Origin of the sequence: Microbacterium sp. LWH12-1.2, from assembly GCF_040675825.1 — a bacterium.
Lineage (GTDB): Bacteria > Actinomycetota > Actinomycetes > Actinomycetales > Microbacteriaceae > Microbacterium.
Map to the genome: position 1 here is coordinate 2,971,613 of NZ_JBEGIJ010000001.1, position 22,573 is coordinate 2,994,185.

At 67.9% G+C, this 22,573-nt stretch carries 24 protein-coding genes and 1 tRNA gene; 9 read left to right on the plus strand and 16 right to left on the minus strand.

From position 1 onward, the window contains the following. Window positions 1-219 precede the first annotated feature (219 nt). Window positions 220-459: a cell division protein CrgA gene (locus tag MRBLWH12_RS14205; RefSeq protein WP_341976656.1), complete on the minus strand. Its 240-nt coding sequence runs from the start codon at window positions 457-459 to the stop codon at window positions 220-222. A gap of 119 nt (window positions 460-578) precedes the next feature. Here MRBLWH12_RS14205 and MRBLWH12_RS14210 point away from each other — a divergent pair, with 119 nt between their 5' ends. Genes MRBLWH12_RS14210 through MRBLWH12_RS14225 form a run of 4 tightly spaced genes read left to right on the plus strand, consistent with a single transcriptional unit; the run spans window position 579 to window position 3,067 of the window. Next, a complete protein-coding gene (locus MRBLWH12_RS14210) occupies window positions 579-1,373 on the plus strand; it encodes a class E sortase (RefSeq protein ID WP_363549986.1) in 795 nt (264 codons plus the stop codon). A 34-nt stretch (window positions 1,374-1,407) separates the two neighbouring features. Next, the gene (locus MRBLWH12_RS14215) at window positions 1,408-1,563 is read left to right on the plus strand and encodes a hypothetical protein (RefSeq protein ID WP_341976654.1); all 156 of its coding nucleotides are present in this window, start codon (window positions 1,408-1,410) and stop codon (window positions 1,561-1,563) included. Next, on the plus strand, window positions 1,560-2,195 hold the full coding sequence (locus tag MRBLWH12_RS14220) for an anthranilate synthase component II (protein WP_363549988.1): 636 nt from the start codon (window positions 1,560-1,562) through the stop codon (window positions 2,193-2,195). Before MRBLWH12_RS14215 ends, MRBLWH12_RS14220 begins: the two co-directional genes overlap by 4 nt. A gap of 14 nt (window positions 2,196-2,209) precedes the next feature. Then, window positions 2,210-3,067 carry a PhzF family phenazine biosynthesis protein gene (locus MRBLWH12_RS14225; protein ID WP_363549990.1) on the plus strand — a complete coding sequence of 286 codons (858 nt, stop codon included), beginning with the start codon at window positions 2,210-2,212 and terminating at the stop codon, window positions 3,065-3,067. 28 nt (window positions 3,068-3,095) lie between these two features. Here MRBLWH12_RS14225 and MRBLWH12_RS14230 read toward each other — a convergent pair whose 3' ends face one another. From MRBLWH12_RS14230 to MRBLWH12_RS14265, 8 genes are read right to left on the minus strand one after another with little or no spacing between them, the layout of a single operon-like run. After that, a complete protein-coding gene (locus MRBLWH12_RS14230) occupies window positions 3,096-3,425 on the minus strand; it encodes a DHCW motif cupin fold protein (RefSeq protein WP_363549993.1) in 330 nt (109 codons plus the stop codon). Further along, entirely contained in the window at window positions 3,422-5,119 is a 1,698-nt protein-coding gene (gene pknB, locus MRBLWH12_RS14235; protein ID WP_363549995.1) for a Stk1 family PASTA domain-containing Ser/Thr kinase, read from the minus strand. Before pknB ends, MRBLWH12_RS14230 begins: the two co-directional genes overlap by 4 nt. A gap of 57 nt (window positions 5,120-5,176) precedes the next feature. Next, the gene (locus MRBLWH12_RS14240) at window positions 5,177-6,901 is read right to left on the minus strand and encodes a serine/threonine-protein kinase (RefSeq protein WP_363549997.1); all 1,725 of its coding nucleotides are present in this window, start codon (window positions 6,899-6,901) and stop codon (window positions 5,177-5,179) included. Further along, window positions 6,898-8,352 carry a peptidoglycan D,D-transpeptidase FtsI family protein gene (locus MRBLWH12_RS14245; protein WP_363549999.1) on the minus strand — a complete coding sequence of 485 codons (1,455 nt, stop codon included), beginning with the start codon at window positions 8,350-8,352 and terminating at the stop codon, window positions 6,898-6,900. The genes MRBLWH12_RS14240 and MRBLWH12_RS14245 overlap by 4 nt, the downstream gene beginning before the upstream one ends. Beyond that, window positions 8,349-9,734 carry an FtsW/RodA/SpoVE family cell cycle protein gene (locus MRBLWH12_RS14250; RefSeq protein ID WP_363550001.1) on the minus strand — a complete coding sequence of 462 codons (1,386 nt, stop codon included), beginning with the start codon at window positions 9,732-9,734 and terminating at the stop codon, window positions 8,349-8,351. Before MRBLWH12_RS14250 ends, MRBLWH12_RS14245 begins: the two co-directional genes overlap by 4 nt. Then, complete coding sequence (locus tag MRBLWH12_RS14255) at window positions 9,731-11,029, minus strand: PP2C family protein-serine/threonine phosphatase (RefSeq protein ID WP_363550003.1); 1,299 nt, start codon at window positions 11,027-11,029, stop codon at window positions 9,731-9,733. Before MRBLWH12_RS14255 ends, MRBLWH12_RS14250 begins: the two co-directional genes overlap by 4 nt. A gap of 7 nt (window positions 11,030-11,036) precedes the next feature. Further along, window positions 11,037-11,570: an FHA domain-containing protein FhaB/FipA gene (locus MRBLWH12_RS14260; RefSeq protein WP_363550005.1), complete on the minus strand. Its 534-nt coding sequence runs from the start codon at window positions 11,568-11,570 to the stop codon at window positions 11,037-11,039. Further along, window positions 11,567-12,283: a DUF3662 and FHA domain-containing protein gene (locus MRBLWH12_RS14265; RefSeq protein ID WP_363550008.1), complete on the minus strand. Its 717-nt coding sequence runs from the start codon at window positions 12,281-12,283 to the stop codon at window positions 11,567-11,569. The genes MRBLWH12_RS14260 and MRBLWH12_RS14265 overlap by 4 nt, the downstream gene beginning before the upstream one ends. Window positions 12,284-12,480: 197 nt before the next feature. On the opposite strand from MRBLWH12_RS14265, the gene MRBLWH12_RS14270 reads away from it, so the two are divergent. Then, window positions 12,481-12,563: transfer RNA gene (locus MRBLWH12_RS14270), tRNA-Leu, on the plus strand. A 175-nt stretch (window positions 12,564-12,738) separates the two neighbouring features. Further along, window positions 12,739-13,242, plus strand: a complete 504-nt coding sequence (locus tag MRBLWH12_RS14275) for a VanZ family protein (protein ID WP_363550010.1) — start codon at window positions 12,739-12,741, stop codon at window positions 13,240-13,242. 33 nt (window positions 13,243-13,275) lie between these two features. On the opposite strand, the gene MRBLWH12_RS14280 is transcribed toward MRBLWH12_RS14275, so the two are convergent. After that, window positions 13,276-14,100, minus strand: coding sequence for an SDR family NAD(P)-dependent oxidoreductase (locus MRBLWH12_RS14280; RefSeq protein WP_363550013.1), 825 nt, complete (start codon window positions 14,098-14,100; stop codon window positions 13,276-13,278). A gap of 98 nt (window positions 14,101-14,198) precedes the next feature. Between MRBLWH12_RS14280 and MRBLWH12_RS14285 the strand changes: the two genes are divergently transcribed. The 3 genes from MRBLWH12_RS14285 to arr all read left to right on the plus strand — a co-directional run bounded on the left by MRBLWH12_RS14285 (window position 14,199) and on the right by arr (window position 15,572). Then, complete coding sequence (locus tag MRBLWH12_RS14285; RefSeq protein WP_363550015.1) at window positions 14,199-14,801, plus strand: TetR/AcrR family transcriptional regulator; 603 nt, start codon at window positions 14,199-14,201, stop codon at window positions 14,799-14,801. A gap of 81 nt (window positions 14,802-14,882) precedes the next feature. Further along, window positions 14,883-15,116: a hypothetical protein gene (locus MRBLWH12_RS14290; protein WP_363550018.1), complete on the plus strand. Its 234-nt coding sequence runs from the start codon at window positions 14,883-14,885 to the stop codon at window positions 15,114-15,116. A gap of 45 nt (window positions 15,117-15,161) precedes the next feature. Continuing rightward, complete coding sequence (gene arr, locus MRBLWH12_RS14295) at window positions 15,162-15,572, plus strand: NAD(+)--rifampin ADP-ribosyltransferase (RefSeq protein WP_363550021.1); 411 nt, start codon at window positions 15,162-15,164, stop codon at window positions 15,570-15,572. Window positions 15,573-15,593: 21 nt separating this feature from the next. On the opposite strand, the gene MRBLWH12_RS14300 is transcribed toward arr, so the two are convergent. The 6 genes from MRBLWH12_RS14300 to MRBLWH12_RS14325 form a co-directional block, all read right to left on the minus strand. Beyond that, window positions 15,594-16,547, minus strand: coding sequence for a sugar kinase (locus MRBLWH12_RS14300; protein WP_363550023.1), 954 nt, complete (start codon window positions 16,545-16,547; stop codon window positions 15,594-15,596). Next, a complete protein-coding gene (locus tag MRBLWH12_RS14305; RefSeq protein WP_363550026.1) occupies window positions 16,544-17,197 on the minus strand; it encodes a bifunctional 4-hydroxy-2-oxoglutarate aldolase/2-dehydro-3-deoxy-phosphogluconate aldolase in 654 nt (217 codons plus the stop codon). The genes MRBLWH12_RS14300 and MRBLWH12_RS14305 overlap by 4 nt, the downstream gene beginning before the upstream one ends. Then, a complete protein-coding gene (gene manD / locus MRBLWH12_RS14310) occupies window positions 17,187-18,413 on the minus strand; it encodes a D-mannonate dehydratase ManD (RefSeq protein WP_341976637.1) in 1,227 nt (408 codons plus the stop codon). The genes MRBLWH12_RS14305 and manD overlap by 11 nt, the downstream gene beginning before the upstream one ends. A 73-nt stretch (window positions 18,414-18,486) precedes the next feature. Next, window positions 18,487-19,887 carry an MFS transporter gene (locus tag MRBLWH12_RS14315; protein ID WP_363550029.1) on the minus strand — a complete coding sequence of 467 codons (1,401 nt, stop codon included), beginning with the start codon at window positions 19,885-19,887 and terminating at the stop codon, window positions 18,487-18,489. Between the two features lie 54 nt (window positions 19,888-19,941). Beyond that, window positions 19,942-20,946, minus strand: coding sequence for an L-idonate 5-dehydrogenase (locus MRBLWH12_RS14320; protein ID WP_363550031.1), 1,005 nt, complete (start codon window positions 20,944-20,946; stop codon window positions 19,942-19,944). Further along, the gene (locus MRBLWH12_RS14325; RefSeq protein WP_363550034.1) at window positions 20,943-22,457 is read right to left on the minus strand and encodes a mannitol dehydrogenase family protein; all 1,515 of its coding nucleotides are present in this window, start codon (window positions 22,455-22,457) and stop codon (window positions 20,943-20,945) included. The genes MRBLWH12_RS14320 and MRBLWH12_RS14325 overlap by 4 nt, the downstream gene beginning before the upstream one ends. Window positions 22,458-22,573 lie beyond the last annotated feature (116 nt).

Consider the following 22,573-nt stretch of genomic DNA (forward strand, 5'->3'; position numbering starts at 1 on the left):
ACAAGCCTGTGGATAACTCCGTGGATCGCCGCTTTTGGTGGCGGGCTCCGGGATGTTCTCTTCGTTCGCAGAGCGGGTTCCTTCCCGCTTCGCGGGCCCCTCCCGATGCTCACTCCGAGAACATCCCTCCGCCCTTACGCCGCGAGTCGGTAACTCCGTGGACAAGCGAAAGGACCCCTCGCTGCGCGAGGAGTCCTTTCGGAAAAGCAGAGGTGGGGTTCAGCGCCAGCGCGTCGTCATCAGGAAGCCGATCAGGGCGATGCCGAGGCCGATGCCGAGGTTCCAGTTGCCGATGCCGGGGATCGGCAACGTCGTGCCGGAGATGTAGAAGACGAGGATCCAGGCGAGTCCGAGCAGCATGAAGCCGATCATCACCGGCTTGAACCACACCGCGTTGGGAGCGGCATCGCCCTCGGCGCGCTCGACAACGGGTTCTTCGGAATTGCGGTCTCGTGCCATGCCGACATTCTACCCATGTGTCCGCGTATCCACCGAAGAGCCCCGCAGCCGATTCGAGCGTCACCGGCGTCCCTGTGCCTCTCGGGGTTCTGTTCACCGCCGCGGGATAGGATCGCGCCATGACTGCATCCGCCGTGTCCGGGACACGACGAACGCGTCGCGGTGCGGCCCGCCGCCGTGCGACGTTCACGAGTGTTCTCGGCGAGCTGCTGCTCACGGCCGGCGTGCTGGTGATGCTGTTCGTCGCCTGGCAGATGTGGATCGGTGACATCATCATCGCGGCGCAGAAGAACGACGAAGGCGCAGCCATCTCGCAGCAGCTGGCCGAGGCTCCGGCTCCGCCCCCGCCGCCGCTCGTCAAGGCCGAAGACGGCACCACCTTCTACGAGCCGGTGATCCCGGCGGCGCCTGCGGACGCCGAGTGGTTCGGGCAGATGATCATTCCGCGGTTCGGGGCCGACTACAACTTCGGGATCTACGGCGGCACCTCGCGCGCGCGCACCCTCGACGACCTCGGCATCGGCGTCTACAAGGACTCGAAGATGCCCGGCGAGGTCGGGAACTTCTCGATGGCGGGCCACCGCACCACCTGGGGCAAGCCGTTCAATCAGATCGACAAGCTGCAGTTGAACGACGCGATCGTCGTCGAGACGCCCGACGGCTGGTACACCTACCGGTTCCGCACGCTGGAGTATGTGCAGCCGAGCGCTGTCGATGTGCTGCTCGACGTTCCGCAGATGCCGGGCGCGCAGACCGGGGAGCGGTACATCACTCTCACCGCCTGTTCACCGCTGTACTCTCTCGCCGAGCGGATCGTCGCCTACGGTGTCTTCGAGAGCTTCCAGCCCCGGGCCGAGGGACCGCCGAAAGCACTGACCGATCCGCCGCCGGCACCGGCCGCGCCGTCGGTGTGAGGGTGAGTATGGACACCGACGAAGGAGACGACTGATGTACGCCGCACTCTGGCGCCTGCTGCCCGGTCCGTGGTGGCTGCGGTTGCTCATCCTGCTCGTCGTGATCGCCGCGGTCCTGTACGGGCTGTTCTTCTACGTCTTCCCCTGGGTGAGTCCGTTCGTGACCCCCGGCGAGGTCGACCTCGAATGACCAGCGTGCTCGTGGTCGACAACCACGACAGCTTCGTGCACACCCTGGTCGGCTACCTGCGTGAGCTGGGTGCTGACGTCGCGATGATCGAAGCGGATGCGGTCGATGCCGATGGTCTCGAGCGGCTGCTCCCGCAGTATGAGGCGGTCATGCTCTCCCCCGGACCCGGGACCCCCTCCGACGCCGGAGCCTCGCTCGAGGCGGTGCGGATCGCGGCGCGGATGCGGATGCCGCTGCTCGGCGTGTGCCTCGGCCATCAGGCGATCGGCGAGGCGTTCGGTGCCGCAGTGACGGAGGCGCCCGAGCTGATGCACGGCATGGTGTCGACGGTCGTCCATGATGGCTCGACGCTGTTCACCGGCATCCCCTCGCGATTCGAGGTCGGGCGCTACCACTCCCTCGCCCTGGCGGCATCCGACCTACCGCCGGAGCTCGTCGTGACCGCGCGAACCGACAGCGGAACCGTCATGGCGATCGCACACGCCGACCTCCCGATTCTCGGGGTGCAGTTCCACCCCGAGAGCGTGCTCACCGAAGGCGGCTACCGGCTGCTCGCGAACTGGCTCGAGCTCTGCGGCGATCGGGATGCCGTGCGGCGCTCGGCGTCCCTGCACCCCCTCTCCGCGGAGTGAGTTAGCGTGGGCTGATGGTCACTGTTATCAGGTCGGCGGCGTTCACCTCGGACCCGGCAGGGGGGAACCCGGCGGGTGTCGTCCTGCACGCCGAAGGACTCGATGACGCTGCCATGCAACGTATCGCGGCCGAAGTGGACTACGCAGAGACGGCCTTCGTCACGGGAGTCGGCGAATCCAACCCGTCGATTCGGTACTTCTCGCCCATCGCTGAAGTCCCGTTCTGCGGGCACGCGACGATAGCCACCGCGGTGGCCCTGGTCGAGCACGATCACGTGCAGGTGGGGGAACTCACGTTCCGCACCCCTGTGGGACCGATCATCATCCGCACCGCGCGCTCAGACGGAGCAGTGAGCGCCTCGTTCACGAGCGTCGAACCCGTTGTCGAGCCGATGGCCGACGAAACGCTCGCGCAGCTGACGGACCTGATCGGTGTGGGCGCGGGTGACGTGAGCCGGGTGATGCCGCCTGCCCTCGTGTTCGCCGGCAACATTCATCCGCTGCTCGCGCTCTCCGATCGGACGGTGTTCGACTCGTTCGCCTTCGACCCTGTTGCGGCGCGATCGCTGATGGATCGCAATGGCTGGCCGGCGACGATAGTGATCATTCACGGCACGGTCGATGGTGGCATCACCGCCAGGAACATCTTCCCCGTCGGCCGGATCACGGAAGACCCGGCGACCGGCTCAGCCGCCGCCGCGATTGGCGCCTTCGTACGCGCGCACGGCTTGGTGTCTCCACCCGCGTCCCTCGTCATCCACCAGGGCGAGCACGTCGGACGGCCCAGTATCCTGACCGTCGAGATCCCCGAGTCGGGCGGGATCACGGTTTCCGGAACCGCCGTCGAGATCAGGAACGCGTCGGAGCATTAGTCGTCGGCGAAGCGGCTTCCCGGGCTGCCTAGTCGACGATGAAGAGCTTCGCACCCGTGGCCGTGGAGGAACGGTGCGCTTCTGCCATGTCGGCGACCTGGTACGAGGTCCCCGGTGACAGGGTCAGCTTCCGGCCGTCGTCGAGTTCGGTCTCGAGGGTTCCCTCGAGGCACAGCAGCACATGTCCCTTGGTGCACCAATGATCAGCGAGGTAGCCGGGGGTGTAGTCGACCATCCGGACACGGATTCCCCCGAACTCCTGCGTGCGCCAGTGCGCCTCTCCGCTGGTTCCCGGGTGGACGGTGGGCTCGATCGACGCCCAGTCGATGGTGCCGAATGGCACGTCGGAGATGTTCATTTGCCCGTGCAGTAGCGCAGCTCGATCGGCGATCCGACGGCCACGTCGCCCGGAGCCACCGACATCGAGGCCACGGTGTTCGGGTTCGTCGCCGCGCAGTCCGTGAGCGGTACGTGCGTCGCGACCAGGCCGAGATCTTCGAGAGCGGTCGTTGCAGAGGTCAGCGTCCAGCCCGTGACGTCATCGAGCGTGACCTTGCCGCTGGCGACGACGAGATTAATCGCGGTGCCAGGCGCGACCTCGGAATCTGCCGCCTCGCTCGCCTCGATCACGGTGTCGGCCGCGAGACTCTTGTCGTTGCGTTGGATCACGGAGCCGATCTCCAGACCGGCGGCGGTGAGAGCCGCCTCGGCAGCCGTGCGGGACAAGCCCTCCAGCGATGGCACGACGGATGTCTTGACTCCCGTCGAGACATAGACGGTGATCGAATCGCCCTCGGCCACGGTGACGCCCGGCTCGGGATCCGTGCGGATCACGTTGCCTTCGACGATGTCGGTACTCGACTCGAGCACGAGTTTGGCGGTGAGGTCGAGTTTGCCCAGGTCTTCCTGCGCGCGCTCGGCGGAGACGTTCACGAGATCGGGAACGGTGACCGCCGAACTCGGCACCTCCGGCGGGCGCATGCTGATAGTGAGAACCCAGAAGAGCACGGAGACGAGCAGCACCGCGAGTAGTGCGACCCCGGCCCAGATCCACGCCACCGGCGGCCCCGACTGGGTGCGGGCCATCGTCGTGTCCGTGCTGAGCTGCCGGAGGGAACGTGCCGTCTCCTGCGCGTGGCGCGGACTCGGGCCGTACAGTTCGCTGGTCAGCGCGCCGAGCTGTTTGCGGCTCGGCGCGTGTCCAGTTGTGGCGGCGTCGAGAGCGGCACGGAAATTCGAGGCATCCGGGAAGCGCTGGTACGGGTCTTTCGCGAGTGCTCGCAGCACGATCGGGTCGAGGGCGCCCGGAGACTCGTCGTTGACCTCGGTCGGCGGCACCGGGGTCTCGCTGACGTGCTGGTACGCGACGGCGACCGGCGATTCGCCACGGAACGGTTGCCGTCCGGTGAGCAGTTCGTAGAGCACGACGCCGGTGGAGTACAGGTCGGCGCGGGCGTCGACCGGTTCACCCTTCGCCTGCTCCGGTGAGAAGTACGCGGCGGTGCCGATGATCTGCGTGGTCTCGGCAACGGTCGACGACGAGTCGGACACCGCGCGTGCGATACCGAAGTCCATGACCTTGACCTGGCCCTTGTCGGTCACCATCACGTTGCCCGGCTTGATGTCGCGGTGGATGACCCCGGCGCGATGCGAGTAGTCCAGAGCCTCGAGGATGCCGTCGATATAGCGCACGGCGTCGGCGACCGGTACCGGACCCCCTGCGATGATGTCCTTCAGCAGCGTGCCCTTGACCAGCTCCATCACGATGTACGGGGGGTCCTCGGACCCGGCAGCCCCCGAGGTCGTCGTCGAGTCGCCGGCGTCGTAGACGCGCACGATCGATGGATGCGACATCCGCGACGCCGCCTGCGCCTCGAGGCGGAACCGGGTGCGGAAGGCCGTGTCACGGGCGAGATCGGGGTCGAGGATCTTGATCGCCACCTCGCGGCCGAGCGTCAGATCCTGACCGCGATAGACCTTCGCCATGCCGCCGTACCCGATGAGCTCGTCGACGCGGTATCGACCCGCGAGAACGCGTTGCTCTATGGACACGGATTGACCCCCTGGTACGACTGGTGAAGCTGTTCTCAGACTACGGCGCGGACTACGTTAATTGCCTGATTCCTCGCCATCCGGAAGGCCGGGAAGGATCGGCTCCTCCATCTGCGGAGAGTTGTCGGACGGACGACTCTCGCCGCAGAAGGCGCGGTACGTCGCGGTCACGTTCTGGCCGGCGGTGTCCGGATTGATCGTGATCTGCGCGTTGCGGACACTGGCGGCGAAACTCTGCGTTGTTGCGGTCCCGTCGAACGTGGCGTTCGTGAGGGTGACCTCGTAGGCGCTGCGCACCGGCAGGCCGGACGGGCACTCGAAGTTCGTCCAGTTCAGGGTGATCTTCTGGCCTGCCATCGCCGGGCCGCTGAGCGTCGGAGCCGAAGTCGGCCCGCCCACCTGCACCGCGCCGATGTAGAGCGTGAGGGTGATCGGCGTGCCCGTCTTGACCGAGCCGCGGGGGCTCACCGCCTCGACGGTGCCGGCGAGATCTTCGGACGGCGCGGGCGTGCCGCCGTCCTGGCAGGTCGGCACGAGTCCGGCGGCCGTCGCCGCCGCCAGGGCCTCATCACAGGTCATCCCGACGAGGTTGAGCCCGTCGACGTTGACCGGAGGCACCTCGGGCGCTTTCGTCGGAGTCGGTTTCGGAGTCGGCGTGGAGCTTGCAGTCGTCGGCGGAGGCGTCGTCGGATCTGCGCCGTCCTTCGCGGGATTCATCAGCATCCAGACTGTTCCGCCGAGCACGACGAGAAGAAGGACGATCAGAGCGATGAGCGGCCACGTCCACGGGCTGCGCTTCTTCTTCTCCTTCTCCGCCTCGGCACCCTCGACGGGGAGGGATGCCGTAGTCGGAAGGAGGCGGGTGGAGTCTGCGCCCGCGACGCCGGTCAACATGCGGGTGGCGTCATCGTCACCGGCGGCGCCGCCGGCGATGGCGGGAACAGCGATCGCCGCGGAGTTCAGGTCACCGCGACGCAACGCCTGAGCGGCGCGGGCGACGGTGGCAGACGACGACGGTCGATCGCTGGGCTTCTTCGCGATCATCGCCATCACGAGGTTCTGCACCGGGATCGGCACCGTCGGCGGCAGCGGCGGAGCCTGCTCGTTGATCTGGGCCATCGCGATGGCGACCTGCGACTCGCCGGTGAAGGGGCGTCTGCCGGCCAGGCATTCGTACGCGACGATGCCGAGGGAGTAGGTGTCGGTGGCGGGCGAAGCGGGGTGGCCGGATGCCTGCTCGGGCGACAGGTACTGCACCGTCCCCATCACCTGTCCGGTCGCGGTCAGCGGAACCTGGTCGGCGATGCGCGCGATGCCGAAGTCGGTGATCTTCACACGGCCGTCGGGCGTGATCAGCAGGTTGCCCGGCTTGATGTCGCGGTGCACGAGACCGGCGGCGTGCGCCGCCTGCAGTGCGGATGCCGTCTGGGCGACGATGTCGAGCGTCTTGTCGGCGCTCATCGCCCCGTCGCGCTCGAGGATCGTGGAGAGTGCCTCACCGGGCACGAGTTCCATAACCAGGTACGCGCTGCCGTTCTCCTCGCCATAGTCGAAGACGCTGGCGATGCCCTCGTGGTTGACGAGTGCCGCGTGCCGCGCCTCAGCGCGGAAACGCTCGAGGAACCCGGGGTCCCCCATGTACTCGTCCTTGAGGATCTTGATCGCGACGGTACGTCCGATGACGTGATCCGTCGCCTCCCATACCTCGCCCATGCCGCCGATCGCGATCCGCGATTGCAGCTCGTAGCGACCACCGAACGACACACCTTGCGTCGGCCTCATCTGCCCAGCACCGCCTCTATGACCTTCTTAGCAATCGGAGCGGCGATGGAGTCGCCGGATCCTGATTGTCCCTGTCCGCCGCCGTCTTCGACGACGACCGCTACTGCGACCGCGGGGTCGTCCGCCGGTGCGAAACCGGTGAACCACAACGTGTGCGGCTTGTTGCCGTTCTCGGCCGTTCCGGTCTTCCCGGCTACGTCGATCCCGTCTATTCTTGCACCCTGCGCTGCTCCGGTTGAGACGCCGGCGACCATCGCTGCCGTCACCTCGTCGGCCACGTCAGCATCGATCGCGCGGCCGAACTCGGTGTTCTCGAAGGCGCGCAGCACCGACAGGTCGTTGCCGATCACGGCATCCACCATGTGCGGGTTCATCACGACGCCGTCATTCGCAATACCTGCGGCGACCATCGCGATCTGCAGCGGAGTCGCAGTGACCTGTCCCTGCCCGAATCCGGTGAGGGCGGTCTGCGCGTCGTCGAGGGTGCGCGGGTAGCTGGACGGCGTCGAGGAGAGCGGCGTCTCGAAGCTGCGGTTGAATCCGAACTTCTCGGCCATCTCGAAGATCTTCTTGTCGCCGAGTTCGACGGCGAGTTCCGCCATCGGGATGTTGCAGCTCAGCCGGAGCGCCTCGGCGATGGTGACGGTCTCGCCGGCGCCGCAGGCGCCGCCCCAGGCGTTCGACACGGTGTTCGACGATCCGGGCAGCTGGTAGCGCGCCGGGTTCGGAAGCGTCGACTCCGGAGTCCAGTCGCCGCTCGCGTATGCCGCGGCCGCGACGAGGATCTTGAAGGTCGATCCTGGGGGGTTGAGCCCGCCGGCGATCGCGCGGTTGTACAGCGGGTTCGCCGGGTCATCGTCCAGGGATTCGTAGATCGTGTTCGCGGCCGTCGCGTCGTGCGTGGCCAGCTGGTTCGTGTCGAAGCCGGGGGTCGAGGCCATGGCGAGGATGCGACCCGTCTTGGGTTCGATCGCGATGACCGCGCCCTGCAGCCCCTGCAGCGCCTCATAGGCCGCACGCTGGGCCGCCGTGTTCAACGAAAGTTCGACGCTGAAACCGGTCTGCGGCTGGCCGGAGAGGAGGCGTTCAATCTCGGCGAAGAACGCGTTCGATCCGGTACCGGAGAGATCCGCGTTCATCGCGCGCTCGATGCCCGTGGCCGAGCCGAGAGCGGGGTTGTAGTAACCGGTCACCGGGGCCCACATCGCGGCATCCGTGTACACCCGCTGGAACTGGTACTTGTCGTCGCTGGGCACCGAGGTGGCGATGTTGACGCCGTCGACGATGATCGATCCGCGCTGAATCTCGTAGCTGTCGAGCTGCGTGCGGCGGTTGTGGCTGTTCTGTGCGAGGGTCTCGGCGTCGACGACCTGGATCCAGCTCGTCGCTGCGAACAGCGACAGGAACATGAACAGCATCACGATGCTGAGACGGCGGATTTCTTTCGTCATCCGATCACCACCCGTGGCTGAGAGCGGACGGCGTCGGAGATCCGCAGCAGGATGGCCACGATGAGCCAGTTCGCGATCAGCGACGACCCGCCGGCGGCGAGGAACGGAGTGGTGAGGCCGGTGAGGGGGATGACGCGCGTCACGCCGCCGACCATGATGAACACCTGCAGCGCGATGGTGAACGACAGGCCGGTCGCGAGCAGCTTGCCGAAGTCATCCTGACCGGCGAGGCCGATCCGCATCCCGCGGCTCACGAACACCATGTACAGCACGAGGATCGCGAACAGGCCGATCAGCCCGAGCTCCTCGCCGAGGCTGGTGATGATGTAGTCGCTGTGCGCGAGAGGCGTGACGTACGGGCGGCCTTGGCCCCAGCCGGTGCCGATGAGTCCGCCGTGTGCCAGCCCGAACAGGCCCTGCATCGGTTGGAAGCCCGCGTCTTCCGGGTCGACCTGAGTGGGATCGAACAGGAACAGCCAGTTGATGAAGCGGCCGCGCACGTAGGAGAGGATCTGTGTTGCGAGGGCGACGCCGGCGACGACGAGCGTCAGGCCGATGAGCACCCAGCTGGTCTTCCCGGTCGCGATGTAGAGCATCGCGACGAACATGCCGAAGATCAGCGTTCCGGTGCCGAGGTCGCGCTGGAAGACGATGATCCCCAGCGAGATCAACCACACCACGATCACCGGTCCCAGTTCGCGCATGCGCGGCCAGGTGATTCCGAGGAAGCGCGTGCCGACAGAGGTGAGACTCTCCCGAGTGCGCACGAGGTAGCCGGCGAAGAAGATCGCCAGGCAGATCTTCGCCAGCTCGCCGGGCTGGAACGCGAACATGCCGCCGAGCGACACCCAGACGGCGGCATTCGCGTCCGGGATGCGCAGTCCGGGGACGAACGGCAGGAGCAGCAGCACGATGCCGGACAGGCCGAAGATGTAGGTGTAGTTGAAGAGGATGCGGTAATTGCGGAGCAGGATCACCAACACGATGGCGCCGATGAGCGAGATGGCCGTCCACGCGAGTTGCTTCGCGGAGTACGCGTCCCAGCCGGTGAGATCCTTCGCCAGGTCGATCCGGTAGATCATCGCGATACCGAGACCGGTGAGCAGGGTCGCGATCGGCAGCACGAACGGGTCGGCGTCGCGGGCCACGAGGCGCAGGACCACGTGCAGCGCGAACGCCAGCACCGCGAGCCCGCCGCCGATGAAGAGGATCATCGGGTCGATCAGGCCGAGAGCACCCAGCTGCACCAGGGTGAGTGCGGCACCGCTGAGGGCGCAGGCGAACAGCAGCAGCCAGAACTCCCGGTTGCGCTGCGTCTGCGGCATCCGAATCCGCTTGAGGGCCTTGATGACGCTGGTGTCGGCCGTGACGTCGACGCTCATGGGGTGCCTGCCGTCGGGCTCGTCGTCGGCATCGGCGTCGGCAGCGGGGTCTCTTCGATGACGTTGGCCTCGGCGCCGGCCCGGAGCCGGTCGACGATCGCCATCGCGTCGGCGAGCGAGCGCGCCGTGATCGTGCTCTCCACCCGGGCGCGCTGGTACTCGGGAAGGTCTGCGAGCAGGATGTCGGTGTCGTCGAGCGGCGTGGAGAGCACGATCGGGCCGAGGTTCTGCTGCACGCCCTGGAAGATGACGACGCTGTCGTCATCGGCACCGATGAAGTAGCGGGTCTGCGTCCAGCTGTACGCGGCGAAGGCCGCGACGCCGAGCATCACCAGCACGACGAGGAGTCCGGCGATCCACCCGACGCGACGGCGCCGTGCGCGACGCCGATCTTCCTCGATGAGCTCCTCGAGGTACTCGGCCGCCGGCTCGAAGTGGCTCGGCTCGTTGGCGGCCTGGCGCACCGGATGCAGCCAGTTCGTGCGCGCCGGCCGTGCGGACGGCGCGATGAGGCCGGAGGGGTTCGCCGCCGAGCCGACGATGGTCGGTGTGCCGGACGACAGGGGGTGGTGCCCGCCGACGTCGACCAGCACGATCGTGACGTTATCCGGGGCGCCGCCGTCGAGTGCCTGCTTCAGAAGGTTGTCGGCCGTGCGACCCGGTGCCATCCCGAGGCGCATCGCCTTGAGCATGTGGGCCTCGTCGACGACCCCGGAGAGGCCGTCCGAGCAGAGCAGCCAGCGGTCGCCCGGCAGGGTCGGCATGACGAACATGTCGAGCTCGGGGTCGGAGTCCATGTCGCTGAGCACCCGCATCAGCACCGAGCGGCGCGGGTGGTACCTGGCCTCCTCCGGCGTGATGCGACCCGAATCGACCAGGCGCTGCACGAAGGTGTGGTCGGCAGTGATCTGCGTCAGCGCGTCGTCGCGGTAGAGATAGATGCGGGAGTCGCCGATGTGGCCGATGACCGCGTACTCGTCGACCATGATGATCGCGCTGAGGGTGGTGCCGAGCCCGGCGAGCTCCGGGCGCTCCCTGGCGGCGCGGATGAGGTCCCCGGCAGCGGTGGTCGCGGCGGCCTGCAGAGAGGCCTGGGCATCGTCGGTGGTCGCGTAGCCCTGGTCGAGGGGTTCCATGCGGTGGATGGCGATGCTCGAGGCGACGTCGCCGCCGGCGTGGCCGCCCATGCCGTCGGCGACGACGAACAGGTTCGCGCCGGCGTAACCGGAGTCCTGGTTGTTGGAGCGGATCTTCCCGGTATGGGAGATCGCGGCGCTCGAGCCCTCGAAGACCATGCCGGCGTCAGGCTCGCAGCTCGAAAGTCGTGGCGCCCACCTTGACGGGCGTGCCGAGGGTGAGCGCGACAGGCGAGCCGGTGACCCGGTTGCCGGCGAAGAAGGTGCCGTTGGTGGAGTCGAGGTCCTGGATGACCCAGGCGTCGCCGCGCAGCATCAGACGCGCATGATGGCTCGAGGTGTAGTCGTCGCGGATGACGAGGGCCGACTCGCTCGAGCGGCCGATCGTCATGGCCTCGGTGCCGAGGGGGAGTTCGAGACCCGCCTTGGGTCCCGAGGTGATCACGAGCCTCTTGGCGGTCGCGATTGTCGCAGGCCCGGTGCTGGGCTTCGCGGATGCCGGTTTCGTCGTGGCGGGCTTCGAGATGGGTGCCGCCGCGGCGGATGGTGCAGCCGCCGCGCCGTCGGCGGGAAGCTTGCGCACGCGCACGCCGAACAGATCGGCCCGCAGCGAATAGACGACGCCGAACACGAAGAACCACAGCAGCACGAGGAAACCCACGCGCAGCAGGAGGAGGACCAGTTCACTCGGAGTACTCACGGCATCACCCCGAACGCGCGGGTCGAGTCATCCATCGGGCGGGAGGGCGACGCGATCGGGACGATGCGGAAGACGAGGTCGGTGCGGCCGATGGTGATGGTGGTGTCGGTGGGGAGCGCGGCCTCGCGCACCTTCTGCCCGTTCACCTTCGTGCCATTGGTGGACCCGAGGTCGCGCATCATGGCGCGCTCACCGTCCCAGAGGACTTCGGCGTGCTTGCGGCTGGACCCGGCGTCGGCGATGGTGATCTCCGCGTCCGTGCCGCGGCCGATCACGGTGCGCGCCTTGTTGAGGGAATGGCGGCGTCCGTCGACGTCGATGACCGCCTGCCAGCTGACGCGGCCCTCGACGGTGCCAGAGGTCACGCGGACGGTGCCGGTCGCGACCTTCTCATCGGGTTCGAGATTGATCGAGAGAGCGCCGGCGAAGCTGTATCCCTGGGAGGTGGCGTGCTTGCTCAGCAGCGCGTGCAGTTCGTCGGTCAGGGCGCGGCCGAGTCCCCGCATCCGTTCGGCGTCGTCGCTGCTCAGGCGCACCACATAGTTGTTCGGCGCGATGATGCGGTCGCGGCTGACGACCGCTGCCTTGGTGTCGGCCTCACGCCGAAGGGCCGAAGCGATCTCCACTGGCTGGATGCCGCTGCGGAAGGTCTTCGCGAACGCGCTGTTCACAGCGCGCTCGAGACCCTTCTCAAAGCTGTCAAGTAGTCCCACTGGGCTCCTCTGGCATGCCGACCGGTAGGGACATCGTAGCCAGGTGTCCTGGGTGAACGCCTCTCGTGACGGCGTGAACACCGTGAGAACAGCATTCACGGTGCGTCTCGCCGCCGCGTCAGGGGTCCGCGCGCGTTGGGCGAGCGCGGAATCGCGTGATATTGTCGTGAAGTTGAGTTCTTCGGAACGAGACACTCGCGCGAGTGGCGGAATGGTAGACGCGCTGGCTTCAGGTGCCAGTGTCCTTATGGACGTGGGGGTTCAAGTCCCCCCTCGCGCACAGCGAGAAGAAGAGCCCCTGACCTGGGTTTCCCGGTCAGGGGCTTTTTCTGTGTGCGGGAAAGCTGTCAAGCCGGGCATCGACATATGCGGAGCGTATTGAAAAACGCAGACGCCAAGGCAACAGGCGTCCCGGTCAGATGGAAGGAATCACCTCAACGAGCCCAGGAGAGACGATGAGCATTCTCACGATCGAAAGAACCGAGCAGGAAGTCGCCCCGCCCCGCTCGCGCGTGCCGCTCGCGGCCGCGACCATCGCCTACACAGCGCTCGTCGCAGCAATCACCCTCGGCCCGCAAGGTGCGGTCGGGTCCTTCCGGGAGATCATCGAGCGCGTCGTCGGGAGCGTGCCCTTTCCGTTCCTGCCCATCTCCCCCTTCCTCTCTCTGTCCTTGAGCGTCCCGAGTCTCGACTTCCAGGTCGCCGCCAACGTGCTGATGTTCGTGCCCTTCGGGATGCTGGCCGCCCTCTGGTTCCGGCACGCCAGCTGGCTCGTGCTCGCCACGATCGGCTTCGCCGTGTCGGCCGCTGTCGAGGCGACCCAGCTCTTCCTGCCCGGCCGCGTCACGGACGTGAGCGACCTCATCGCGAACACCGTGGGCATGGTGCTCGGCAGTCTGATCGTCATGGCCGCGCGCAACAGTTACGAGCCGCGCCCCGTTTTCCCGAGCTCTTCCTGAACTGACGCTCCCCGTCGCGCCGCGCCGACGAGGCTACTTGGCGTCCGCGCGCCGCGACCTTTTCGACATCCGCACCTCGCCCAGGACGCGGGCGCTCGTCTGCGCCAGCGCGCGACGCGAGAGCAACCGCGTGCCCAATGCCGTGAGGTGGTTGACGCGGCCGGAGATGACGCTGGGCCCGCCGTTCGCGCGGTCGAGCTCGTGGAACGCCGCATCGATGACCTGACTCGCGGTCTGCTGGCGGCCGACGGAGGCATCGTCGGTGCCGACGACGTCGAAGAACTCCGTCTTCGTCGATCCAGGACTCACGGCGAGGACGCGCAGTCCGGTTCCTCGCGCCTCGGCCCACAGCGCCTCGGTGAAGCTCAGCACGAACGCCTTGGTCGCGCCGTACACGGCCATGCCGGGTGTCGGCTGATACGCCGCCGTGCTCGCGACCGTGACGAGCGCCCCGTGCCCTTCGAGCAGCTGCGGCATGAATGCACGCGACAGCTCGACGAGCGTGGCCACGTTCAGCTGGATCTCGCTCAGCATCCGCTCCGGATCGGCCTCATCGAACGCGCCGTGGGTGCCGAAACCCGCGTTGTTGACCAGCGAGGTGACGCGGATCCCGCGGCGGTCGAGCCCTTCGTGCAGGGCGCTCGCGGCACCGGTGACTCCGAGGTCGGCGGGAACGACCTCGACCTTCGCGCGCGTGGCGGCCCGCAACTCGGCGGCGAGCTTCTCGAGGCGGTCGACCCGACGGGCGACGAGCACCAGATCAGATCCGCGCGCGGCGAACCGTCGGGCGAACTCGACGCCGAGCCCTGAGCTCGCGCCGGTGATGAGTGCGGTTCCCCCGCGGAGGTCAAGCGTCATGGTGCAGTCCTTCAGTCGATTCAGCAATGTAGACAGTGACATCATTGTGTCGGCATCCGCTCTTGTTGTCAATGACAACATCGAGATAGACTCGTCGGGTGCCCCCGCAGCCCTACCATCACGGCGATCTGCGCCGGACCCTCCTTGAGGCCGCTGCATCCAGCATCGAGAACGACGGTGTCGACGCGCTGTCGTTGCGTCAGCTGGCCCGGCAAGCCGGGGTCAGCCATGCCGCGCCGAGCCGGCACTTCCGCGACAAGCAGGCGCTGCTCGACGCGCTCGCCGAAGACGGCTTCCACCGTCTGGCGGCGGCGCTCGAAGAGGCTACCCGCCGTGATGCGACGACCCCGGCCGCAGCCCGGAACAGGTTCGACGAGCTCGCCCGCGCGTATGTCGCCTTCGCGCTCGCGCAGCCCACTCTTCTCACCTTGATGTTCGGGATGAAGCACGCTCCTGACGCTCGCGCGGAGCTCCTCGCCGCGGGCCAGGCGTCGATGGAACTCACCATTCGGGTGGTCGTCGCAGCCCAGGAGGTGGGAGCGATCGGGCCGGGGGATCCGCACCGGATCGCGCTTGCCGCGTTCTCGGCGTTCCACGGCATCGCATCGCTCGCATCCGGGGGTCTGCTGGACGGTGTGCCGGTCGACGTGCTCGTCGACACCGCGGGTGACATCTTCTGGCGGGGTCTGCAGCGGGGATGAATCGCCCCCTTGTCAACCGTCCTGCGCTCGCCGCGGATCGGACGGACGATGGACGCTCGATCACGACCCAAGGAGCGCACCATGTCGAACATCGACGCATTCGCGAACAGCCTGCCGCCGGAGATGCCGGGCATTCCCCCGGTCGACGACGTCACGGATGACTCGTTCCCGACCGATCAGCAGCAGCCAGAGACGCAGGGCGAGGAGCCGCTCGACGCCGAGCTGGGCGAGGACGGACGGGGTGATCTCGCTCCGGGTGACGAACCGGAGGCCGTCCGCGACGAGCCGCGAGACCTCAGAGACGAAATCCGATGACGGACAGCCCTTCGGCTCAGCCCGTCATCGTCATAGGCTGTTCCGGTGAGCGATGCACGGGATGACGGTCCGTTCTTTCACGGCACGAAGGCGGATCTCGGCCGCGGCGATCTGTTGACGGCCGGCTTCCGGTCGAACTACCGGCCCGAGATCGTGATGAACCACATCTACTTCACGGCTCTGCCCGATGGAGCGGGGCTCGCGGCCGAACTCGCACCCGGCGACCGTGAACCACGCGTCTACGAGGTCGAGCCGACCGGCGAGTTCGAGAACGACCCGAACGTGACCGACAAGAAGTTCCCCGGAAATCCGACGCGGTCGTACCGCAGCAGCGCGCCGATACGCGTCGTGCGCGAGGTCACGGACTGGACGCGGCTCACTCCCGACGCACTCGCCGCGTGGAGAGAGCGACTCGCCGCCCTGCACGCCGACGATCGCGCCGAGATCATCAACTGACGCCGGGCCGCCCCGACGTCATCAGCGCCGTACGGGGTCGCCGGCGCCGTCGAGGAATCGTTCGAGCTCGCGCAGCGTCGGCGCGGCCTCCCAGTCACCGGGCACCAGGCAGGCCATCGCGCCGCACGCGTTCGCGCGCCGCAGCGTCGCATCGAGATCGAGGCCGTCGAGCAGCGCGCTCAGGTAGCCGGCGACGAACGCATCACCTGCACCGACGGTGTCGACGACGTCGATCGTGGATCCTGGTGACACGACGACGGCATCACCCGAGAACGCCGTCGCGCCGTCCGGGCCCTGCTTGAGCACGGTCGTCGCGCATCCGGCATCCCGCAACCTTGCAGCGGCATCCGCCCCGGACGATCCCGGGTACAGGATCGCGAACTCCTCGGCGCCGCCGAAGACGATGTCGGCCCGCTCGGCGAGCTCGCGCAGAAGGGGCGAAGCGGCCTCGGCGCTCGCCAGGGACGAACGGTAGTTGATGTCGAAGCTCACGATCGCGCCGGCGGCTCGCGCGCGGTCGATCGCCGTGTGCAACGTCGCCAGCGCCGTGTCGGAGAGCAGGGGAGTGATGCCGGTGATGTGCAGCAGCGACGCCTCTTCGATCCACCCCTGCGGAAGGTCATCCGGATGCAGTCGCGACCCCGCCGACCCCGCACGGTAATAGTGCACGGCGGTGGATGCGGCCGAGGGGCGCTCCTTCACCATCAGGCCGGTCGCGGCATCCGGATCGACGATCACGCGTACGTCGATGCCTTCGCCGCGGATCTCCCGCGCCACCCGTTCGCCGAGGGAGTCGTCTCCGACGCGGCCGAGCCACGACGTGGCGACGCCGAGGCGGGCGAGACCGATCGCGACGTTGCTCTCTGCACCACCGATGCCGAAGGCCAGGGAGTTCGCGTGACGCAGCGAGCCGATCTCGGTCGTGCGCACGAGCGCCATGGTCTCGCCGAGGGTGACGACAGACGCAGAGGTCACTCCGCGCTCCGAGCGCAGACCTCGACGAACGCGGCGGCGCGCTCGCGCAGAGCCTGCAGATCGCCGCCGCCGAAGGCATCGCCGAGCAGCGGGCCGCCGATGCTCACTGCGACCGCGCCGGAGCGAAGCCAGGCCTCGGCGCCGGCAAGGTCGACGCCTCCGGAGGGCACGGCGACGAGGTCGGGGAAGGGTCCGCGCAGATCTTTCAGATAGGAGGGTCCGACCTGTCCGGCCGGGAAGATCTTCACCGCCGACGCACCGGCGGACCACGAGGCGAACAGCTCGGTCGGCGTCAGCCCGCCCGGAACGATCGGCACACCGGCACCCTTCGCCTGCGTGACGAACGCGGTCGAGGTGATCGGCGTCACGATGTAATCGGCCCCGGCATCGATCGCACGCGCCAGGTCGTCCGAGTTCGTGACGGTGCCGACGCCGAGATCGATCGCGTCGCCGAATCGTTCGAGCAGCCGGGGGAGATGCCCGAATGTGCCAGGCGTCGTGAGCGTGAGCTCGACGCTGCGGATGCCGGCGTCGACGAGCACGTCGAGGACGGCGTCGTAGTCCGTCGCCCGCTGTGCGCGCGCCACGACGATCAGGCGCGATTCGACCGTGCGATCGGGCAGCGCGACCCGACCGAGCTCACCAGTCATGCACGGTCCCGTCGAGCAGACGGTTCACCGGCAGGTACGCCTTCGTGTACTCGTGTCCGGCCGCGGCTTCTTCGTCGAGCTCCACGCCGAGACCGGGCTGGTCACCGGGGTGCAGGAAGCCCTTGTCGAAGGTGAACGAGGTCTGGAACACCTCGAGCGTCTTCTCGTTGTGCGGCATGTACTCCTGGATGCCGAAGTTGTGGATCGCGAGATCCAGATGCAGCGCCGCGGCCATGCCGACCGGCGAGATGTCGGTCGGCCCGTGGATGCCGGACTTGATGCCGTAGATCGCGGCGAAATCGAGCAGCTTCTTCATCGCCGTGATGCCACCGGTGTGCGTGACGGCCGAGCGCACGTAGTCGATCAGCCGCTCGGTGATGAGGGTCTGATAGTCGAAGACGGAGTTGAACACCTCGCCGATCGCGAGCGGCGTCGTCGAGTGCTGGCGCACGAGGCGCAGGGCGGTCTGGTCCTCACCGGGGGTGCAGTCCTCGAGCCAGAACAGATCGTACGGCTCGATGTCCTTCGCGAAGCGTGCGGCCTCGATCGGCGACATCCGGTGGTGTCCGTCGTGCAGGATGCGCAGGTCGGTGCCGAAGTCCTCGCGGATCTGGGCGAAGATTCCGGGCATGTGATTGAGGTAGTTGCGGGTGTCCCACGTCTCCTCGCTGGGACGGTCGCCCGAGCGCTTGGCCGGCTCGTAGTCGTAGCGCACTCCAGGGCCGGTCGACGAGACGCCGTAGATCTGGCCGAGGCCGGGCACGCCGGTCTGCACGCGTACGGCGGTGTAGCCGAGCTCCTCGTAGCCGGTGATCGCGTTCTTCAGGGCCGCGTAGTCGGTGCCGGAGGCGTGCGCGTAGACGCGGACGCCCTCGCGGCTGGCGCCGCCCAGCAGCTGGTACAGCGGCATCCCGGCCTTCTTGGCCTTGATGTCCCACAGCGCCATGTCGACCGCGGCGATCGCCGCCATCGTGACCGGGCCGCGACGCCAGTACGGCCCGCGGTAGAGGTACTGCCAGGTGTCTTCGATCCGGTCCTCATCGCGGCCGATGAGCATCGAGGCGACATGGTCGGAGAGGTAGGAGGCGACGGCGAGCTCGCGTCCGTTGAGCGTGGCGTCACCCCAGCCGACGATCCCGTCGGAGGTCGTGATCTTGAGCGTGACGAAGTTGCGTCCTGGGCTGGTGATGTTGACGTCGACGAGCTCGATGGTCATGTCGTTTTCCTCGTGGTGTGGGGGTGCGGCCGTTCGGGCGGCCGCACCCCGGGTTCTCAGGTGGGACGGTGGGTCACATGGCGGCGCGCGGATCGGTGAGATCGCGCCCCGTCCACTCGGGAGCCCAGATGGCGGCCACGAGAGCGGATGCCGTGAAGACGCCCATCAGGATCATGACCGGGACGATGCTGCCCGTGGTCGCCGAGACCCACGCCGCGACGACGATCGGGCCGACGCCGGTGGCGATGATGGCCGCGATCTCGCGCACCATGGCGGTGAGCGTGTAGCGGTTGCGGGCGCCGAAGATCTCAGGGATCGAGATGTTCTCCATCGACGCGAGGCCGAGGACCGAGATGTTGTGGATCAGCGCGTAGCCGACGAAGACCCACACGAGCTCGGCGGTGTTGATCATGAGCAGGGTGGGCACGATCAGCACGAGAGACAGCGACGTCATGATGATGTACATCCGGCGACGGCCGAACTTGTCGCCGAGAAGGCCCATGAGCGGGATCGTGAGGAAGCCGATCAGTGACGAGACGATGACGACCTCCGGGCCGACCTCCTTCGACATCGCGAGGGTGATCGTGATGAACGAGATGAGGTACGTCTGCACCATGCCCGAGTTGCCGGCCTGGCCGAAGCGCAGGAAGAACGAGACGATGATCGCCTTGAGCGGCTTGCGTTCGAGCGACTCCAGCGTGCGGATGTCGTTGGTCTCGGTGGCGAGCTTGACGACCTCGTCGCGCGAAAGGGCCTTGCCGTCGACGACGTCGCTGCGCTCCTCGAAGACCGGGCTCTCCTTGAGGTTGAACCGCACCCACAGCGCGAAGAGCATGATGACGGCGCTGCCGATGAACGGGATGCGCCAGCCCCAGGCGATGACATCGCTCTCGAGCATGACGGCGAGCAGGATGGCCCAGATCGCCGAGGCGAACAGCGTGCCGCAGTTGGTGCCGAGGGCGACCAGCGAGGCGATGACGCCGCGGCGGTTGGCGGGCGCGTACTCCGACAGCATGACTCCGGCGCCCGAGATCTCGGCACCGGCGCCGAAGCCCTGAGCGAGACGCAGGATCACGAGGAGGATCGGAGCGAGGATGCCGACCTGCTCATACGTGGGCAGGAAGCCGATCAGCGTGGTCGCCGCACCCATGAGGAGGATCGTGTAGAACAGCACCTTGCGGCGGCCGACGCGATCACCGATGCGAGCGAACACGAATGCGCCGATCGGGCGGGCGACGTAGCCGACGCCGTACGTGGCCATCGCGAGCACGACCGCCATGCCGGGGTCTTCACCCGCGAAGAACAGCTGGCTGAACACGAGGGCTGCAGCGAGCGAGTACAGCTGGAAGTCCATGAACTCCAGGGCGGTGCCGAGCCAGCCGGAGACGGCGGCTCGAACGAGGTCGCCCATCGAGCGCTTGGCGGTGGGCGGCGCCGCGGGGGCCTCCACACCGGGGACGAAGGAACTGCTCATCGGAATACTCCTTTGTAGTGATGTGCGCGGGGGGCGCGGGGCAGCGAGGTGTCGCTAGAGGGAAAGCAGGACCTTGGCCGAAGCGGACGAGTCGCGAGCGAGCTCGAACGCCTGGACGGCGTCGGATGCCGGGAGAACGTGGGAGATGACGGAATCGAGGGCGTCGGACTCGGCCAGCAGGGCGACCGCGTCGTCGATCTCGGTGGAGAATCGGAAGGCGCCGCGGATGGTCAGCTCCTTCGCGAGCATCGGAGCGAGGTTCACCCCGATGTCGGCGTTGGGGAGCATCCCGACCTGCACGATGGTTCCGGCCCGGCGCGCAGCGCGCACGGCCTGCGTGAGGGCGACCCCGACGCCGGAGCACTCGAAGACGATGTCGTAGGACTCGTTCTCGATCGTGTCGCGGCGGACGAGCGACAGTTCGGTCGCGCCGAGGGACTGCGCACGCTCGAGCGGTTCGGCGCGCACGTCGCTCGCGCCGACGACGGCGGCCCCGGCGTTGACTGCTGCAGCCACGACGAGCAGACCGATCGGGCCGGCGCCGATCACGAGCACGCGACGGCCGGCGACGTCACCGGCGAGGTTGACGGCGTGGATCGCGACGGCCAGCGGCTCGGCCAGGGCCGCGCGCTCGAGGGGCAGCGAGGCGGGGAGCACGCGGACCATGTGGTCCTCGACGATCAGCAGCTCGGATGCTCCGCCCTGACGGTGCGGGTTCGCCGCCGCGCTGCCGAAGTAGTCGCCACCGGGGCGCAGGTGCGGGCGGTCTTCGAGGCCCGGCACGACGGGGCCGTAGCGCGCGGGGTGCACGGTGACGGGCGTACCCGGGGCCAGGCGGCCGGACGGGTCGAGGTCGACGACACCGGAGAGTTCGTGGCCGGGGGTCAGCGGCTCGCGGATCGTGTACTCGCCGTTGGCGCCGTGGAAGTAGTAGTGCAGGTCTGACCCGCAGATGCCCACATAGTGCACGCGGAGGCGGACCTCTCCGTCGCCGGGGGTCGGAGCATCGCGATCCTCCCAGCGGATGTCTTCCTTGCCGTGGATGGCGAGTGCCTTCATGGCTGCATCTCCTTCGTGGTGGTTCGGGATGCCGAGACGGCATCGGCGATCGCGTGATCGACGCCCCGCCTCTGGATGGTGTCGATCAGCTCGCCGACGCGGGTGATGAAGGCATCCTGTGCCCCGAGCTCCTCGCCGAACAGGTGGAGTTCGCCGATGACGCGCTGCGCCAGCTCGCGGCCGTTGCGCGCCGACGCCGCGTATCCGGCGAGACGCTCCCGTGCGCCATCGGTCATCGCCGCGGCGTGCGGGCCGGGGTCGAAGCCCGGAAGTGGAGCGATGCAGGAGAGGTACCCGGCGACGGTCAGGGCGATCAGGTGCGGCATCTCGCCGCCGCGGAGGCTGAGAAGTGCCGGCTCCGGGATGCGCTGGCGGAGCTTGACCGAGCCGTCGGTGCCGACCTGGCTGGTGCGGTGACCGAGGGCGCTGTTGGCCCAGCGCTCGAACAGCTCGCTCTCGTACGCGCGGATGTCGACACCGGTGGGCACGGCGATGGACGGTTCGTACTCGTCACGCAGAACCGCGCGGGCGGCGCTCTCGATGCCGTCGAGCCCGATCGCCTCGGGGATCGTGCCGACTCCGCTCAGGGCGCCGAGGTAGGCGATGAGGGAGTGCGTGCCGTTGAGCAGCCGCACCTTCATCTGCTCATAGCGTCCGACCTCGTCAGTGAAGACCGCGCCGCCCGCCTCCCAGGCGGGGCGACCGCCGGCGAAACGATCTTCGATCGCCCACATCGTGAACGGCTCGGCGGGCACGGGGACCTCGTCGCGGGCGCCGAGCAGGGCGCTGACGCGGACGCGCAGTTCGGCGGTCGTCGACGGCACGATGCGGTCGACCATGCTCGACGGGAACGAGACGGCGCGATCGAGGAACGCGAGGGCGTCGAGGGCCTCGGATCCGGGGAGCTCGTGCAGGAATTCGCGGACGAGTCCTTCGGTGTGGGCACCGTTGGCGGCGAGGTTGTCGCAGCTGAGGATCGAGATCGGCGCGCCGCCGGCGGCCGCGCGGGCCTGGAGCCCGCGGGCGAGCTGCCCGATCGTCGAGCGCGCGGCACCGCCGCGCAGGTCGGCGCGCACCGTGTCGTCGTCGAGGTCCAGGTGCTGCGTGGCAGGGGAGTAGCTGTAGCCGTTCTCGGTGACGGTGAGGGTCACGATGCGGATGCGGGGGTCGGCGATCTGGGCGACGACGCGCTCGGGCTGCTCAGCGCCCACGAAGGCGTCAGTGTGCACGCCGGGGATGCTGAGGGATGTGCTGCCGGGAGCGATCGTCGCGACCGAGTAGAGGAAGTCCTGGGCGTGCAGGGCGTCGACGATCGAGCGCGAGCGCGAGGCGACGCCGATGATGCCCCAGTCGCCGCCGGCGGACTGCAGGGCGGCGGCCGTGTAGACCGCCTGGTGCGCACGGTGGAAGCTCCCGAGCCCGAGGTGCAGGATGCCGGCCCCGGCGGGGGTGACCAGCGGAGCGACTGTCGTGGAGGCGGAGCGGTGCAGGGACTGCGCTTCGTTGCTCACGCGGCAGCTCCTTCGCTGTGGGCCGGGTACCACTCAGGGTGATCGGCGATGATCGTCATGCAAACAAGTGTGTATCAGTTGTACAAACATTGTCAACCCGTTTTACATCGAGGGGA

Excerpts from the sequence above, each read along its gene's own strand:
- MRBLWH12_RS14225 (WP_363549990.1), top strand. The coding sequence starts at position 2,210 with ATGGTCACTGTTATCAGGTCGGCGGCGTTCACCTCGGACCCGGCAGGG.
- MRBLWH12_RS14280 (WP_363550013.1), bottom strand. The coding sequence starts at position 14,100 with ATGACGCTTGACCTCCGCGGGGGAACCGCACTCATCACCGGCGCGAGC.
- MRBLWH12_RS14205 (WP_341976656.1), bottom strand. The coding sequence starts at position 459 with ATGGCACGAGACCGCAATTCCGAAGAACCCGTTGTCGAGCGCGCCGAG.
- MRBLWH12_RS14290 (WP_363550018.1), top strand. The coding sequence starts at position 14,883 with ATGTCGAACATCGACGCATTCGCGAACAGCCTGCCGCCGGAGATGCCG.
- MRBLWH12_RS14245 (WP_363549999.1), bottom strand. The coding sequence starts at position 8,352 with ATGACGAAAGAAATCCGCCGTCTCAGCATCGTGATGCTGTTCATGTTC.
- MRBLWH12_RS14220 (WP_363549988.1), top strand. The coding sequence starts at position 1,560 with ATGACCAGCGTGCTCGTGGTCGACAACCACGACAGCTTCGTGCACACC.
- MRBLWH12_RS14230 (WP_363549993.1), bottom strand. The coding sequence starts at position 3,425 with ATGAACATCTCCGACGTGCCATTCGGCACCATCGACTGGGCGTCGATC.
- MRBLWH12_RS14250 (WP_363550001.1), bottom strand. The coding sequence starts at position 9,734 with ATGAGCGTCGACGTCACGGCCGACACCAGCGTCATCAAGGCCCTCAAG.
- MRBLWH12_RS14315 (WP_363550029.1), bottom strand. The coding sequence starts at position 19,887 with ATGAGCAGTTCCTTCGTCCCCGGTGTGGAGGCCCCCGCGGCGCCGCCC.
- MRBLWH12_RS14320 (WP_363550031.1), bottom strand. The coding sequence starts at position 20,946 with ATGAAGGCACTCGCCATCCACGGCAAGGAAGACATCCGCTGGGAGGAT.
- manD (WP_341976637.1), bottom strand. The coding sequence starts at position 18,413 with ATGACCATCGAGCTCGTCGACGTCAACATCACCAGCCCAGGACGCAAC.
- MRBLWH12_RS14305 (WP_363550026.1), bottom strand. The coding sequence starts at position 17,197 with ATGACTGGTGAGCTCGGTCGGGTCGCGCTGCCCGATCGCACGGTCGAA.
- MRBLWH12_RS14210 (WP_363549986.1), top strand. The coding sequence starts at position 579 with ATGACTGCATCCGCCGTGTCCGGGACACGACGAACGCGTCGCGGTGCG.
- MRBLWH12_RS14215 (WP_341976654.1), top strand. The coding sequence starts at position 1,408 with ATGTACGCCGCACTCTGGCGCCTGCTGCCCGGTCCGTGGTGGCTGCGG.
- MRBLWH12_RS14240 (WP_363549997.1), bottom strand. The coding sequence starts at position 6,901 with ATGAGGCCGACGCAAGGTGTGTCGTTCGGTGGTCGCTACGAGCTGCAA.
- MRBLWH12_RS14275 (WP_363550010.1), top strand. The coding sequence starts at position 12,739 with ATGAGCATTCTCACGATCGAAAGAACCGAGCAGGAAGTCGCCCCGCCC.
- MRBLWH12_RS14255 (WP_363550003.1), bottom strand. The coding sequence starts at position 11,029 with ATGGTCTTCGAGGGCTCGAGCGCCGCGATCTCCCATACCGGGAAGATC.